Here is a 14,503-nt window from a genome sequence, read left to right on the forward strand (position 1 = left end):
CAGGGCGGTTTCCGCAACAGGCTAGGCTCGATGGCGGCAGGTGACACACAAATTAAAGGGGGTCTGAGGAGCGGAATATTTCGTGAATGCTGCGCTTGGCGTCGCTTTCTGACCTCTCCGGGCCGCTAACTTCTGGGAATTGCAGCCCATTCCAAAGCATGGGATCATGGCCCCGAAACCGCCAGCGGACCGTTCCATGAAAAACCTGCCTCATCTGACATTCCTGCGCTCGTTCGAGGCCGCGGCGCGCTACCTCAGCTTCACCTCGGCGGCGGATGAGTTGAACTGCACCCAGTCGGCGGTCTCCAACCATGTGCGCAGCTTGGAAGAATTCATCGGCCGGCCGCTGTTTGTGCGCCATCCACGGTCCTTGTCGCTGACAGATGTGGGCGAGGCCTATCTGCCCTCGGTGCGTCACGCGCTGCAGGAGATCGACAGCGCCACCCAGCTCTTGATCTCGCAAAGCCACAAACGGGAAGTGGTGATTTCCTGCCCGGTCAGCCTGGCGGAGAAATGGCTGATCGACGTGATCGAGGATTTCACCAAGGCGCACCCCGATATCGATCTGACCATTCACAGCACCATCTGGGTCGATGTTGAGACCAACGTTTCGGACATTGCGATCACCATCAACCATGTCGACGATGTGATGGGGCCGGCGGTCAAGCTGTGGGATGAAAAGCTGGCGCTTGTCTGCTCGCCGGAGTTCCGGGTAGCCGGTGAGCCGCTGAGCAGACCGGAACAGCTGGCGGAGGCCAAGCTGATCCACATCCTGGGCCGCCCGGTCTATTGGGAAAAGATCGCCAAGCATTACGGGCTGTCCGGGATCGAGCTGAAGGGCGGCTTGCAGACCAATTCGTCCAACATGGGGCTGGAATTTGCGGTCAATGCGCTTGGCTGTGTGGTGCTGCCGAAATCGCTGGTGCGTTCGCATGTGGAGGCCGGGCGGCTGATGGAGCCGTTCGACTTTGATCTAGATTGCCCCTGGACCTATTTCGCCACCTTCAAGGACAAGGCGGCGACGCCTTCGGTTAAGCATTTCAAGACCTGGCTGCTGAAGGCGGCGGCGGAGATGGAGCTGTGAGGGCAGGCGGAAACGGCAGTTCGCATTGATTTCCTGTCCGTCTGCGCGTATATACATGCATATATACGGAAGGCGCATCGATGATTGAAACCAAGATCAGAAAAGTCGGGAACTCTGCTGTCATCACCCTGACGACAGAGATGCTCACCATGCTGGACGCCAAGGAAGGCGACACGCTGTTTGTGGTGCGCGGCGATGACGGCAGCCTCAGGGTCATGGCGCATGATCCCTCGGTGGCCGAGGCGCTGGCCGCGGCTGAGATTGTGATGGATGAGAACCGCGACCTGCTTCAGGCCTTGGCGTGAGCACATATAAATGGGTGCCGCTGGCAGCCGTGATTGTCTTTCATGACCGGCAGATTGCCCGCCATGGGGGCGCGGCGGGGATGCGGGACAAGGCGCTTTTGGAGATGGGCTGCGCCCGGGCGATGAACCTTGCGGCCTATTCGGACGCCGGCGTTGCCGAGGTCGCTGCGGCCTATGCGTTCGGGATCGCCAAGGCGCATGCGTTCGTGGATGGCAACAAGCGCACGGCTTTTGTGACTGCCGTCACCTTCTTGCGCTTGAACGGCTTTCAGTTCCGCCCCGATCCGGTGGAGGGTGTCCGGATGATGGAAGACCTCGCCACCGGAGATGTGGATGAAGTGGCATTTGCAGCTTGGCTGACGGCTGGGATGCAGCCGGTATAACTCTGCACTGACAGGAAAGCACCGCCCGGACCAAGGCCGGGCAGCGCCCGATCCTCCCGTCAAACCGCAGGTTTGCCTCTGGCAAACGTGGGAGGGCGCTTTCGCACCCACCCAGGACCGGGCGCTGCCCTTGGTGTTTTGGTTTACCTGACCCGTGTGGTTTCAGGCCCGCAGGCGTGTGCCCTTGGGGTCGAAGGGGGCCGCTTCCAGGATCCGTGCCTTGTGCGGTTTGCCGAGAATGAAGACCTCGACCTCATCGCCCGGCTTGGCAACCGCCGGGTTGGCATATCCCAGCGCCAGCGACTTGCCGACCGAATAGCCATAAGCGCCCGAGGTGACCCGGCCTGCCGGCTGGCCGTCCGGGGTGAAGATCGGCTCGCCGCCGGAGGCATCGGCATCATTCACCGCGTCGATCTCAAAGGCCGACAGCATCTCGCGCGGGGCGTTGTCCTTTACTTTCAGATAGGCGTCCTTGTTGAGGAAGTCCTTGTCCAGCTTGATGAGCCCGGCCAGGCCAACCTCCTGCGGCCAGTATTCCTGGCTGTATTCGCGGCCCCAGGAGCCATAGCCCTTTTCGATCCGCAAGGAGCCAAGCGCACGGCCGCCGACCGGACCGCCGCCGAACTCTTTTGCGGCTTCCAGAAGGGCCGCGTAGAGCTTGACCTGGTCCTCTTCGGCACAGTGAAGCTCCCAGCCCAGATCGCCGGTGAAGGACACGCGGATCGCCAGGCATTCCACCTCCGCCACGTCGATGGTGCGCGAGCGCATGAAGCGGAAGGATTCGTTCGACAGATCGGCATTGGTCAGCCGCTGCAGCATGCCGCGCGATTTTGGACCGGCGACGTTGAAGCCCGCGATGCGGTTGGTGGCGACCTCGAATGTAGTGCCCTCCGGCAGCTCCACCATGTTGAAGAAGCGCTGGTGATAGCGTTCCGCCATGCCGGAGCCGACCATCATGTACTCGTCATCCGCCACCTTGGTGATGGTGAAGTCGCCGGCCACGCCGCCACGGACCGAGATCAGCGGGGTCAGGCAGGAACGGCCAACCTCAGTGGGCACCTTGTTGGCGACCAGCTTGTCCAGCCAGTCAAACGCGCCGGGGCCTTTGATAACGTAGTTGGCGAAGTTCGAGATGTCGATCACGCCGACGTTTTCGCGCAGCATGCTGACTTCGCGGCCCACCGGCTCCCACCAGTTCTGGCGGTTGAAGCTGTTGGTGTCCTGGGTGCCGGGGGTGCCGGAGAACCACAAGGGATGCTCCCAGCCGCAGTTCAGACCGAATACGCAGCCCAGTTCCTTTTGCAGCTCATACACCGGGCGCACACGGGCCGGGCGGCCGGCGCTGCGTTCCTCGTTCGGGAAATGGATGGCGAAACGGTGCGCGTACTGGTCCGCGACGCGGGATTTGGTGAACGCCTTGTCTGCCCAGTCGCCAAAGCGCGCCAGATCCCAGGCGAACATGTCGTATTGCGGCTCGCCCTCGATCATCCACTGGGCTGCCAGCAGGCCAAGGCCGCCGGACTGCGAGAATCCGGGGATGATGCCGGTGCAGCAGAAGTAATTCTTCAGCTCCGGCACCGGACCCCAGATGGCGTTGGAGTCGGGCGACCAGATCATCGGGCCGTTGATGACGCGTTTGACACCCGCGGTTTCGGCGCAGGGCACCCGCTCGGTGGCGCGGATCACGTTTTCCATGATCCGGTCCAGATCGTCCGGGAACAGCTCATGGGCAAAGTCCAGCGGGGTGCCGTTTTCGGCCCAGAAGCGCATGTCTTTTTCATAGGCGCCGATCAGGAAGCCGTTGCCTTCCTGGCGGAAATAGTATTCGCCGTCGCGGTCGGCGATCGAGGGCAGGCGGCGGCCCAGATTGGCAACCTCGCTGATGGATTCGGTGACGAAATACTGGTGCTCGGTTGGCTGCAGCGGCAGGGTGAGCCCCGCCATCGCCGCCACCTCGCGGCCCCAGAGGCCGCCTGCGTTCACCACCCACTGGGTGTGGATGTCGCCCGTTTCGGTTTTCACGATCCAGCTGCCGTCAGGCTGCTGCTCGGTGCCGATCACCGGGCAGAACCGTTCGATTTGCGCCCCCATGGCGCGGGCGCCGGCCGCATAGGCCATGGTGACGCCCGAGGGGTCCACATTGCCGCCATCGGGTTCGAACATGATGCAGCGGATGTCGTCGAACTGGGCCAGCGGGTGCAGCTCCTTGGCCTGTTCACGGCTGACCTCATGGAAGTTCAGGCCGTAGTATTTTGCCTTGGCCTCCTGCAGGCGCAGCTGATGCTCGCGCTGTTCGGTCTTGGCAAGATACAGCGAACCCGGCTGGAACACGCCGCAGCCCTGGCCGGTTTCCTTTTCCAGCTCCTTATACAGGTTCATGGTATAGTGCTGGACGCGGGTCACGTTGTTGTTGTCGTGCAGCCCGTGGATGTTGGCCGCGGCGTGCCAGGTGGAGCCGGCGGTCAGCTCGTCGCGCTCCAGCAGGACAACATCGGTCCAGCCGAGTTTGGCCAGATGGTAGAGGATCGAGCAGCCGACCAGGCCCCCGCCGATGACAACTGCCTGTGCATGGGTTTTCATGCGTCTGTTTCCCTTGCCTGCGCCTCTGGCACGGCTCGCCCCGCAGGCTGGGGAGAGCCGCCAATTCTGTCGTGGCGACCCTAGCTGCGAGCGGATGGGATGACCCGTGAAGAATTCAAACCCAATGGCCCCGGATTCGATGGGTCATCGGAGCGCGGGGCACTTCCTGCTGAAAGAGAGGCCGGGCTGCGTCTGGCCCTCCCCTGGGAATGCGCTGCCCTCAGCAAAATTGGGAGACGCTAACCTGCAATCTCTTTCATCACGGCGAGGAACTTCGCCACTTCACCGATGCTGTTGTAGTGGCACATGGAGACGCGGACGCAAGCCTCCATGCCAAGCGGTGTCAGGATATTGCCCGAGTAGTGATCCGCCTTGCGCAAATGGGTGCGGATGCCCTGCTCGTTCAGGCGCTTCACCACCTCCACCGATGGCACAGTATCCACAGCAAGCGATACCAGCCCTTCGCGCGCCGGGTTATCTGCGCCGCCCAGAATGGTGACGCCCTCTATCTCCGCCAGGCCGGGCAGGTTGCCGGTGCCATGGATCATTGCATCGGTCAGTGCCTTTTCATGGGCATGGATTGCTTCGCCCGCGGCCACGAATTTTTCGCGCCGGTCCGTGGCACCGCTGACTTCGCCGCCGAGCCATTCCAGGTAATCGGCCACATCGGAGAGAGTTGCATAGCTGCCGGTGTCGCGGGTGCCCATTTCCCAGTTGTCCTCCGGTCCGTCGATCAGCGAATTGTGCGGCAGCTTGGTCAGCCGATCGGAGATCCAGGCCAGCCCGTAGCCGTGGCGCGAAAACATCTTGTAGGGCGAGATCACATAGCCGTCGGCGCCGTAGGCCGTCAGGTCAATGCGGCCATGGGCGGCATGCTGGATGCCGTCGACGATGATCAGACAGTCCGGCGCCACCTCGCGGATGGCGGCGGCGCAGGCGGCAAGGTCGACGCCCATCCCCGTCACGGGGGAGGTATGGACGATGGTGGCGACAACCGTTTCCGGGGTGACCGCCTGGGCGTAGGCCTCTGCAGTGATGGTGCCGGTGGCGTTGTCATGCGGGATCAGCACATGGTTCTGCCGCGCCACCCCGGCCCAGCGGGCACAGGCGGAGCGGGTGGCCGGATGCTCCAGCGTCGAACCCAGAACGGTGCCGCCCTCAGGCGAGCCGAGACAGGCGTTCATGATCAGGCGGAACAACAGCTCGGTGCCGCTTTCGCCGGCAAAGAACTGGCCGCCCGCCGCGTTCATGAAAACGCGCATATCGTCCTTGGCCTTGGCGATGACCCGCACCAGCTCGTGGCTGCCGGGGTTGTCGCGGCCCTGGTTGTCGGCGATCGCGGCATAGCGGGCGGAGGTTTCCACCACCGAGTTCAGCGTCAGCGCGCCGCCGGCGTTTTCAAAGAAGATGCGGCTGCCCTGCTGCGGGCAGGTGTCAACTTGGGTAAAGCGGGCGCGGATTTTGTCCAACAGGGTGTCGGTGATCTGGGTCATAGCATGTCCAACCGGGCAAGAGTTCAATTTGCCGCTACAGTAGGGCTGTTGCGAGGCGGGAGCATGCAATAAATTCACAGGCTGAGAAGCGGAAAATTCTGTGGCTGCCGCTTGAGCCTGCGATAGAGGAAGGAACCGCCCGGCGCCACCGCCGGGCAGCGCCCGACCCTCCCCAATGGAAGGCGCTTCGCCGGAGCCCTGGGTCGGACGCTGCCCTTGGTTGGTGGAAACAATCCTAGCTCAAATTTAGGTGATGAACCCTGGAAACGGCGCGCGCAGGGCCGCCCGGTGCACCATCTCCGACAGCGTGATGATGTCGAACACCGGCCGTTTCAGCTCGGCCTGCAGGGCATGGGCATAAGGCGGCAGATCGGTGCATTCCAGCACGATCGGGCCGATCTCCGGGTTGCGCGTGATCATACCCCTGGCTGCGGCCAGAAGCTCCGCTTCGACCTTGGCCAGATCCATCGCGGTGCGTTCATTGCGCAGGATCACGGTGGTAAACTCCTCAGCCTCATCCAGCCCCTGCACCACTATCGGCGTGTGTTCTGCACCCGCGCCTTGCAGGTGCGCCCGGGTCAGGCTGGCGGCGGAGGCGGTGATCACACCAACCGGGCGCCCGGTCATCTGATGCGCCAGCGGCACCTGGATCAGCGAGGAGACAAACACCGGCACGTTCACCGCCGCCGCGATCTCCCGCTGGAAAATCGCCAGAAACCCGCAGGAGCCGGTGATCGCCCGCACGCCTTTGTCTTCCAGCCGTTTGGCGGCGCCGATCAGCCGGTCCTTCATCTCACCCGTCGGGTTGGCCAGAAGTTTCGGAACGGTGATCCCGTCCAGCATCTCATAAAGCGTGGTGAAGCCGAGGCTGGAGGGGTTCTTGATATGGCCGGGGGGTTTGGGGAAATAGCTTTCCAGCGCCAGAACGCCGATGGAGACGCCGCAGATATTCTGCCCGCCGGGGTGAATGGTCATGTCCTGATCCTTTCATACCGCCGCGTGCGGAACGGCGAGAGGTCTGCGTTGATTGCGGTGCGGCTCACGATATCCGCCACCAGCCGCCCGGTTTTCGGCGCCATCATCAGGCCATAGTGGCTGTGGCCGAAGGCGGCGATCAGATCGGGGAAGCCCTCCACCTCGCCGATGCAGGGCAGGCTGTCGGGCAGGCTGGGGCGCTGGCCGGACCAGGTGTCCAGATCGCCCGCCTGCAGATCAGGCAGCAGCGCGCGGGCCAGCTGCACCAGCCCGTCCAGCCGTTTCTGGTTCACGGGCTGATCGAGGCCTGCAAATTCCGCAGTACCGGCGACCCGAAGACCTTCCAACATCGAGGAGGCCACGAATTTCATATCCATATCCATGACCGAATGATTGAGCGCGACCCCCGGGTTCCGGAACGACACATGGTAGCCGCGCTCGGATTCCATCGGGATGCTGATGCCAAGCGGTTTCAGCAGCTCACCGGACCAGACCCCCATCGCCAGCACCAGCTTGGGCGTCCATTCCTGGCCCGCGCCGGTGGTGTAAGTCCAGCCGCCGGTCTCGGACGGCAGGATGCCCCGCACGGTCCGGGTCAGGATTTCGCCGCCGATGGACTGGAACTTTTCCGCCAGAACAGTGCCGATCCGCCCCGGTGACGTCGCCCGTGCCTGGCCTTTGATCAGCACCGCGGCCTGGAACTCAGGCGTCAGCGCCGGTTCCAGTGCGCGTAGCTCGGCGGCGCCGATGCGTTCCATCTCCGCCCCCTGTGCCGCCCGCAGCCGGTTGCCGGTGCTGTTCAGATCAGCCTCTTCCGGATTGCGGGAGGCGTGGATGTAATAGCTGTCCTGCACCAGATCCTCATGGCCGGTGCCCGCCAGATGCAGACGGTAGCTGTCCACGCAATCCCCGCACAGGAACCCCATCGCCTCCGAGATCCGCTGGATCCGGCCCGCGCGCCCCTCCGACAGGAACCGCAGTCCCCAGGGCGCCATCTTGGGCAGGTAGCCGGGCTTCACCGTGACCGGCCCCAGCGGGTCCAGCAGCCAGCCCGGAACTTTCTTCCACAGCCCCGGCATCGATTGCGGCACCACCGACCAGGGGGAGATGATCCCGGCATTGCCGTAAGAGGTCGCCTGACCGGGTGCGTCCCGGTCGATCAGCCGGACCCGCAGGCCCCGCCCGGCCAGGGACAGGGCCGAGCAGATGCCGACGATCCCCGCCCCCAGGACCGTCACATCGGGGGTGGCTGAAGTGCTCATCGCGCCGTCTCAGTCTGCAGTTTGCGCTGCTGGCCCAGCTGCTGCACCAGCACTGGCGCCATCACCACCAGGGCCGTGAGGTCGGAACCGCCAGAGGGCGCCACCAGCAACAGGCCGCCGATGGCCATCAGCAGCCGCCAGATGCCGCTAAGCGGGGCCAGGAAGTAAGCCGACACGGCGGTGGCGATGGCAAAAACGCCAGCCGCGCAGGTCACTGTGACCTGGGTGAAGCTCAGCAGGGTGAAATGCTCCGGCAGCACGATCAGCATGGTGGGCGCATAGACAAACACCATCGGAACCATCAGCTTGCCCAGCCCCAGAGTGAAGGCATTGAGGCCGGTGCGGAACGGGTTGGAGCCGGCAATCCCCGCCGCCGCATAGGCCGAGGCGCAGACCGGCGGGGTGATCTCGGAAATCACACCGTAGTAGAGCACGAACATATGGGTCGCCAGCGGCGGCACGCCCAGCTGGCTGAGGGCCGGCGTCGCAACCGCGACCAGCATGATGTACAGCGCAGTGGTCGGCAGGCCGGCCCCCATCAGGATACAGGCCATTGCGATCAGCACCAGCGACAGGAACTGCTGGATCGACGGCTGGCTGAACGCCCCGATGCTGGTCCAATCCAGCAGCGGCGCAATCGCCGTTGCCATATCCTCGGCTCCACCGGTGACCATGAAGCCGAGGCGGAAGCCGACGCCGGTGGTGTTGATCACACCCACCACGATGCCCACAGCAGCCGAGGCCGCGCCGACCGCCAGCGCGTATTGCACGCCGACATGGAAGCTGTCGAACAGGTCGCGGAAGCTCTGCCGTTCGTTGCGGTGCAGGCAGCCGATGAACGTCAGCGCCGCCAGCATCCCGGCCATCACCGGTGTGTAGCCCTCGCCGGAATAAGGCGAAGCCTTCCAGAATATGAACCCGAGCAAGGCCAGCGGCACCAGCAAGGTTGCCGGTTTGTCAAAGGCGCAGAACCCGACCACGACACACAGACTGAGGCCGATAAAGGCCGCCATGTTGGGCGAATATCCCGAGAACAGCACCAACAGCAGTGCTATCAGCGGCACAATAGTGTACCAGCCGTCTTTCCACACGGCCAGGAACTTCGGCAGCTGTTCCTTGGGATAGGCGGTCAGGCCCAGCTTCTTGGCAGTGAAATGCACGATCGAGATCACCCCGATGTAATGCATCATCGCCGGCACAATCGCTGCAATCACGATGGTTGTGTAAGGCACCTCCAGATACTCGGCCATCAGGAAAGACGCCGCCCCCATGATCGGCGGGGTGATCTGCCCGCCTGCCGAGGCCGCGGCCTCGACCCCGCCTGCGAAATGGCCGGGATAGCCCATTTTCTTCATGTTGGGGATGGTGAGCGAGCCGGTGGAAACGGTGTTGGCAATCGAAGACCCCGAGATCGTGCCGAAGAAAGCCGAGGAGACAACCGACACTTTGGCCGGGCCGCCGGTGTAGCGGCCTGCCATGATCATCGCATTGTCGACAAAGAACTGCCCCAGCCCCATCCGCTGCGCCACCACGCCGAACAGCACAAAGTGGAACACCACGGTGGACACCACCCACAGCGTCACGCCGAATATGCCTTCGGAGGGGAAGTACATGTTGTTGACGAACTGCTGCCAGTTGACGCCCGGATGCTTGAGGATCTGCGCCGGCATATAGGGGCCGAACAGCGCATAGACCATGAACACCAGGATGATCAGCGGCAGCACAAAGCCGATGGTGCGCCGCGCGATCTCCAGCACCGTCAGGATCAGCACCGAACCAAAGAACACATCCAGGCTGGACGGGTTGCCCTGCCGCAGCGCCTGTTCGGCAATGTCGAACCCGAACATGTCAAAACCGCGCCAGCTGACCCACAGGAACAGTGCGGCAGCCATGCTGAAGCCGGTCAGTGCCCAGTCATACAGCGGCACGTTGCCGGGGCGCAGCGGGTTGGGGCCGCGCCATTCCAGGCTGCGGGCGGACCTGATCAGCGGGAAGCCGACAAAGATGAACAGAAACAGCCCTGCTAGGTGAATGCCCATATGCACATGGTCCACCGGAGTGCCGAACCCGGCCGTCCACAGGTGATACAGCGCAAAGGCAATGCTGGCCCAATAGATGAACCCCGTCAGCCTGGGTCCGTTGCTGCGCGTGTTCAGAGCGGAGTCATACTGTTTCTCCAGCTCTTCCAGCGCTTTAGTGTCAAGGTGAGTGTCCAGTGACATCGGGGTTTCCAGTCTAGTAGTGTCAACGGCGCGTGCCGCATGCATCCGCGCCTTTTCAGGTTGCAGGCGGGCAGGGGAGCCGGGAATCAAAGGGCGGCAGCATGGCGGACCTTGCTGCCGCAGTTCAGGGGGGGGAGGCGTTACTTCAGCATGCCAACTTCGCGGTAAAACCGCTCCGCCCCCGGGTGCAGCGGCACACCGATGCCCTCCACGCCTTCCAGCGCGGTTTCCAGGGTGATCGCCTTGCCTTTGGGGTGGCCGTTGTCCAGCAGCTTACGGGCCGTGTCGGACCACATCGCCTTGGTGATGCCATAGATCAGCTCTTCATCCATATTGGCATTGGTGACCAGCATGCCGGAAACCGCCACGGTGTTCACGTCATAGTCCACACCCGGATAGGTGCCTGCCGGAATGGTCGACGGGATGTAGTAGGGCACAGTGGTGTTGGCTTGTTTGATCTCTTCCGCCGACCAGTTGTGCAGCTCCATCCCCTTGGTGTTGTCCAGCTGGATCATCGCCGCAATCGGGGTGCCGCCAGCATAGAAATAGGCGTCCAGCTGACCGTCGGCGATACGTTCGGCGGATTGGGCGTTGTTCAGTTCGGCCTCGTCGATGTTGTCGCGGTTGACACCGTGGTCGTCCAGGATCAGCTCCACCGCGATCTGGGTGCCGGAACCGGCCTGGGCAATGCCCACGCGCTTGCCCTTCAGGTCGGCGAGACCGTCCAGCTTGTGGCCGTCGGGCAGCACCAGATGCAGGTCTTCCGGGAACAGGTTGGCAATGACCCGCAGATCGGGCTTGGCGTTGCCTTCGAATTTGCCCGTACCGTGATAGGCGAAATGCAGGGTTGCAGCACCGGAGAGGCCCGCTTCCATCTGGCCTGTTTGAATTGCGTTCACATTATGGGCCGAGGCATTGGTTGACTGCGCCATCGCCACCAGGCCGGGCACGCCGCAGTTGCCGCCCTCGTCACAGGCGCGCGAGCCGGGCGGGTTGGAAATCGCGTTGGCGATGATGCCGCCGATCGGGAAGTACGTGCCGCCCGCGCCGCCAGTGCCAATGCGGAAAAAGGTCATGTCCTGCGCCACCGCGGCGCCAGTCAGCATGGTGCAGGCCAATGCGGCCCCGGTCAGTTTCTTGAAAATTCCCATTGTCTCTTCCCTTGGTTTGCCGGCTGCGGCGTTTCCCCGCAGCTCTCTCCTCTGATGCTTGCATCATGGGGAAGGAAAAACATAAGAGCAAATTTAAAAATATACGGTATGTATAGACTGAATTTATATATCTTTGCGCCGGGAGCCCGAAAATGAATTCTCACCAGCTTGCGGTTTTTCATGAGGTCATGAAGACCGGCTCCGTCAGCCAGGCGGCGCGCAACCTGCACCGCACCCAGCCTGCCATCAGCGCTGCGATCAAGACGCTGGAGGAGGAACTGGGCCTCACCCTGTTCCTGCGCGAGGGCCGCCGCCTGGTGCCGGTGCCCGAAGCGCAGTATCTGATGGAGGAGGCGACAGAGATCCTGTCGCGGATGGAGACCGCGCAGCAGAACCTGGCCAACATGCGCGACCGGGTGCAGGGCTCGATCCGTATCGTGGCGATGCCGGGGCCGTCGACCTATCTGCTGCCGGAGTTCATCAGCCGCTTTGTCGGCGGCAAGCCGGAGGTGCGGGTAACACTGGCGACGCGCTCCTCGCCGCAGGTGCGCAGCCTGGTGGCGGCCGGCAGTTTCGACATCGGTTTCTGCGACATGTCCCGGTTCCGCGGCGACCGTAAGCTGTATACGGCAGAGGAGCTGCCCAGCAATTGCCTCTGCGCAGTGCCGGCCGGCCATCCGCTGGCAGAACGAGCGGTGATCACCGCTGCCGATTTGAACGGGTTGCCGATGGGGGCGCTGCAGCCGGATCACAACACCTATCAGGCCACGTCGCAGGCGTTTCTGGCGGCGGGCGCCGAATTCAACCTGCGCTATGACGCGCAGTATTTCCTGCCGCTGTTCCACTTTATCGCAGCGGGACAGGCCTGTGCCGTGGTTGATGTGCTGAGTGCCGAAAGTTACCGCCGCAGCAACGCGGGCGCACCACGGATTCGGTTTCTGCCGTTCGACCCTCAGATCCCCTTCGGCTATTCGATCCTGACCCCCAGCGGCCGCCCATTGTCGCAGCTTGCGGCCAGCTTTGCCGAGGGGTGGCGGCGGTATGTCACTGATCTTCTGGCAGAAACCGCCAGGTAACCGGATCTGGGTTAACCCGGAAACCCGACTGAACGAGGTCTGATGAACAAATGGCTGGCGGCGCTTGAAAATTTAGTCTTCACATCTGTCTGCAAAATTGTATACAGCTTAGAGCACAGACCCGGATATCAGCTCCGGACAGTTTTCACGACGGCTTGCAGGGGGCACCCATGAAGAACACGATGAACGGCGCCGAGGCGATGGTACGCTCTTTGGAGGCGCATGGCGTCACCCATATCTTCGGCCTCTGCGGCGATACCACTCTGCCATTCTATGATGCGATGAACCGGCTGGAGCACGGCATCACCCACGTTCTCACTCGCGATGAACGCAGCGCGGCCTATATGGCCGACGGGTTTTCCCGGGTAACCGGCCGGGTGGGTGTGTGCGAGGGTCCGTCCGGCGGCGGCGCCACCTACATCCTGCCCGGGCTGATCGAGGCCAACGAAAGCTCTTATGCGGTGCTGGCGATCACCACTGACATTTCGGTGGGGTCCTACGGGAAATTCCCGCTGACAGAAGTGGATCAGGACGCGCTGATGCGGCCGCTGACCAAGTTCAACACGGTGATCAAGCGCGCCGACCACATCCCGCGCATGGTGCGCCAGGCGTTCCGCGCGATGACCACCGGGCGGTCCGGCTCGGCGCATCTGGGGCTGCCCTATGACATCCAGTATGACGACGTTCCCGCCGATGATATCTGGGGCGATCCAAAACATCACAGCTACCCTGCCTACCGCGCAGCACCTGAACCGGGCGCCGCAGAGGCTGCGGTGGAGGCCATCCTCACGGCCAAATCACCGCTGATTGTCTGCGGCGGCGGCGTGGTGATCGCGCGCGCGATGGAGGAGCTGGGCAAGATAGCCAGCCGTCTCGACATCGCTGTGGGCACCTCGATCTCCGGCAAGGGGTCACTTGCCGATACCCATCCGCAGTCGCTGGGCGTTGTCGGCTCCAACGGCGGCACCGACGAGACCTGGGAGATGATGGAGGGCGCCGATCTGGTGGTCTTCATGGGCTGCCGGGCGGGGTCCACCACCACCTCGCGCTGGGAGGCGCCGAAGCCCGGCCAGCGCATCGTGCATTTCGACAACGACCCGATGACCATCGGCGCTAACTATCCGACCGAAGTGGGCGTGGTGGCTGATCTGAAACTGGCGCTGCAAGCGGTGAATGCCTGTCTTGATGCCCGCAAGGGCAATCTGCCGTCCTTTGGCGGTGCTGCAAAAATCGCGGATATCAAGCAGCGCAAGTTCGCCAAGTTCGAAAAACTGGCGAATAGCAAGACCGAACAGGTCCTGCCCGAGCAGATCATCCACGCGCTGAACCGGAACCTGCCCGATGACGCCATCGTGGTTTCCGACCCCGGCACCAGCTGCCCCTACTACAATGCGTACTCGCAGCAGAAACATCCGGGCCGCCAATACATCACCAACCGGGCGCACGGCGCTTTGGGCTATTCCTTGTCGGCCTCGCTTGGCGCCTGGTTCGGGCGGCCCGGTGCCAAGGTCGTGGGGATGATGGGCGACGGCTCCTTCAACTTCACCTGCGGCGAGCTGGAAACTGTGGTGCGCTGCGCGGCCCCGATCACCTATGTAGTGTTCTCCAATGCCAACTTCGGCTGGATCAAGGCCAGCCAGCGCGAAGATTGCGATAAGCGCTATTACAATGTCGACTTCAACCGCACCAACCACGCCGCCGTGGCCGAAGCATTTGGAGTCAAGACATGGCGGGTTGAGCGGTCCGAGGATCTGGACCCGGCACTCACGGAGGCGTTTGCCCATGACGGCCCGACCCTGATCGATGTGGTCTGCCAGGCGCTGGAAGACTCCGCGGCCCCGGTCCGCCGCTGGATGGGGTGAGGTCTGCTGGTCTGACAAGGTCTCTTCCGTCCGTCCGCCCCCAATGGGCGGGCGCTGCCCTCGGTCTTTTCGTTCAAACCAATAAGTTTTACTGCGCCCGATTTTATTTT

General features: G+C 63.0%; 11 protein-coding genes. 5 read left to right on the top strand and 6 right to left on the bottom strand.

Annotation, left to right across the window (positions count from 1 at the left end):
• Positions 1–196 precede the first annotated feature (196 nt).
• The 3 genes from METH_RS20935 (at position 197) to METH_RS20945 (ending at position 1,772) form a co-directional block, all read left to right on the top strand.
• Positions 197–1,084 carry a LysR substrate-binding domain-containing protein gene (locus METH_RS20935; protein ID WP_044008813.1) on the top strand — a complete coding sequence of 296 codons (888 nt, stop codon included), beginning with the start codon at positions 197–199 and terminating at the stop codon, positions 1,082–1,084.
• 80 nt (positions 1,085–1,164) lie between these two features.
• A complete protein-coding gene (locus METH_RS20940; protein WP_024092785.1) occupies positions 1,165–1,389 on the top strand; it encodes an AbrB/MazE/SpoVT family DNA-binding domain-containing protein in 225 nt (74 codons plus the stop codon).
• Entirely contained in the window at positions 1,386–1,772 is a 387-nt protein-coding gene (locus METH_RS20945; protein ID WP_024092786.1) for a type II toxin-antitoxin system death-on-curing family toxin, read from the top strand. The genes METH_RS20940 and METH_RS20945 overlap by 4 nt, the downstream gene beginning before the upstream one ends.
• Positions 1,773–1,934: 162 nt before the next feature.
• Here METH_RS20945 and METH_RS20950 read toward each other — a convergent pair whose 3' ends face one another.
• The 6 genes from METH_RS20950 to METH_RS20975 all read right to left on the bottom strand — a co-directional run bounded on the left by METH_RS20950 (position 1,935) and on the right by METH_RS20975 (position 11,455).
• Positions 1,935–4,352: a GcvT family protein gene (locus tag METH_RS20950; RefSeq protein WP_024092787.1), complete on the bottom strand. Its 2,418-nt coding sequence runs from the start codon at positions 4,350–4,352 to the stop codon at positions 1,935–1,937.
• Between the two features lie 239 nt (positions 4,353–4,591).
• Complete coding sequence (locus tag METH_RS20955) at positions 4,592–5,845, bottom strand: aminotransferase class V-fold PLP-dependent enzyme (protein WP_024092788.1); 1,254 nt, start codon at positions 5,843–5,845, stop codon at positions 4,592–4,594.
• Between the two features lie 246 nt (positions 5,846–6,091).
• A complete protein-coding gene (locus tag METH_RS20960; protein ID WP_024092789.1) occupies positions 6,092–6,820 on the bottom strand; it encodes an aspartate/glutamate racemase family protein in 729 nt (242 codons plus the stop codon).
• Positions 6,817–8,082, bottom strand: a complete 1,266-nt coding sequence (locus METH_RS20965) for an NAD(P)/FAD-dependent oxidoreductase (RefSeq protein WP_024092790.1) — start codon at positions 8,080–8,082, stop codon at positions 6,817–6,819. The genes METH_RS20960 and METH_RS20965 overlap by 4 nt, the downstream gene beginning before the upstream one ends.
• Positions 8,079–10,304: a TRAP transporter permease gene (locus tag METH_RS20970; protein WP_024092791.1), complete on the bottom strand. Its 2,226-nt coding sequence runs from the start codon at positions 10,302–10,304 to the stop codon at positions 8,079–8,081. Before METH_RS20970 ends, METH_RS20965 begins: the two co-directional genes overlap by 4 nt.
• A gap of 140 nt (positions 10,305–10,444) precedes the next feature.
• The gene (locus tag METH_RS20975) at positions 10,445–11,455 is read right to left on the bottom strand and encodes a TAXI family TRAP transporter solute-binding subunit (RefSeq protein WP_024092792.1); all 1,011 of its coding nucleotides are present in this window, start codon (positions 11,453–11,455) and stop codon (positions 10,445–10,447) included.
• Between the two features lie 152 nt (positions 11,456–11,607).
• Here METH_RS20975 and METH_RS20980 point away from each other — a divergent pair, with 152 nt between their 5' ends.
• A complete protein-coding gene (locus METH_RS20980) occupies positions 11,608–12,531 on the top strand; it encodes a LysR family transcriptional regulator (RefSeq protein ID WP_024092793.1) in 924 nt (307 codons plus the stop codon).
• Between the two features lie 170 nt (positions 12,532–12,701).
• Positions 12,702–14,393 (top strand): thiamine pyrophosphate-binding protein, encoded by a 1,692-nt coding sequence (locus METH_RS20985; protein WP_044008797.1) that lies wholly within the window; start codon positions 12,702–12,704, stop codon positions 14,391–14,393.
• The last annotated feature ends 110 nt before the right edge of the window (positions 14,394–14,503 follow it).

The sequence above is a fragment of the Leisingera methylohalidivorans DSM 14336 genome (assembly GCF_000511355.1).
Classification (GTDB): domain Bacteria; phylum Pseudomonadota; class Alphaproteobacteria; order Rhodobacterales; family Rhodobacteraceae; genus Leisingera; species Leisingera methylohalidivorans.

Coding starts and splice junctions, on each gene's coding strand:
- METH_RS20935 (WP_044008813.1), top strand. CDS start 197: ATGAAAAACCTGCCTCATCTGACATTCCTGCGCTCGTTCGAGGCCGCG.
- METH_RS20940 (WP_024092785.1), top strand. CDS start 1,165: ATGATTGAAACCAAGATCAGAAAAGTCGGGAACTCTGCTGTCATCACC.
- METH_RS20950 (WP_024092787.1), bottom strand. CDS start 4,352: ATGAAAACCCATGCACAGGCAGTTGTCATCGGCGGGGGCCTGGTCGGC.
- METH_RS20955 (WP_024092788.1), bottom strand. CDS start 5,845: ATGACCCAGATCACCGACACCCTGTTGGACAAAATCCGCGCCCGCTTT.
- METH_RS20960 (WP_024092789.1), bottom strand. CDS start 6,820: ATGACCATTCACCCCGGCGGGCAGAATATCTGCGGCGTCTCCATCGGC.
- METH_RS20965 (WP_024092790.1), bottom strand. CDS start 8,082: ATGAGCACTTCAGCCACCCCCGATGTGACGGTCCTGGGGGCGGGGATC.
- METH_RS20970 (WP_024092791.1), bottom strand. CDS start 10,304: ATGTCACTGGACACTCACCTTGACACTAAAGCGCTGGAAGAGCTGGAG.
- METH_RS20975 (WP_024092792.1), bottom strand. CDS start 11,455: ATGGGAATTTTCAAGAAACTGACCGGGGCCGCATTGGCCTGCACCATG.
- METH_RS20980 (WP_024092793.1), top strand. CDS start 11,608: ATGAATTCTCACCAGCTTGCGGTTTTTCATGAGGTCATGAAGACCGGC.
- METH_RS20985 (WP_044008797.1), top strand. CDS start 12,702: ATGAAGAACACGATGAACGGCGCCGAGGCGATGGTACGCTCTTTGGAG.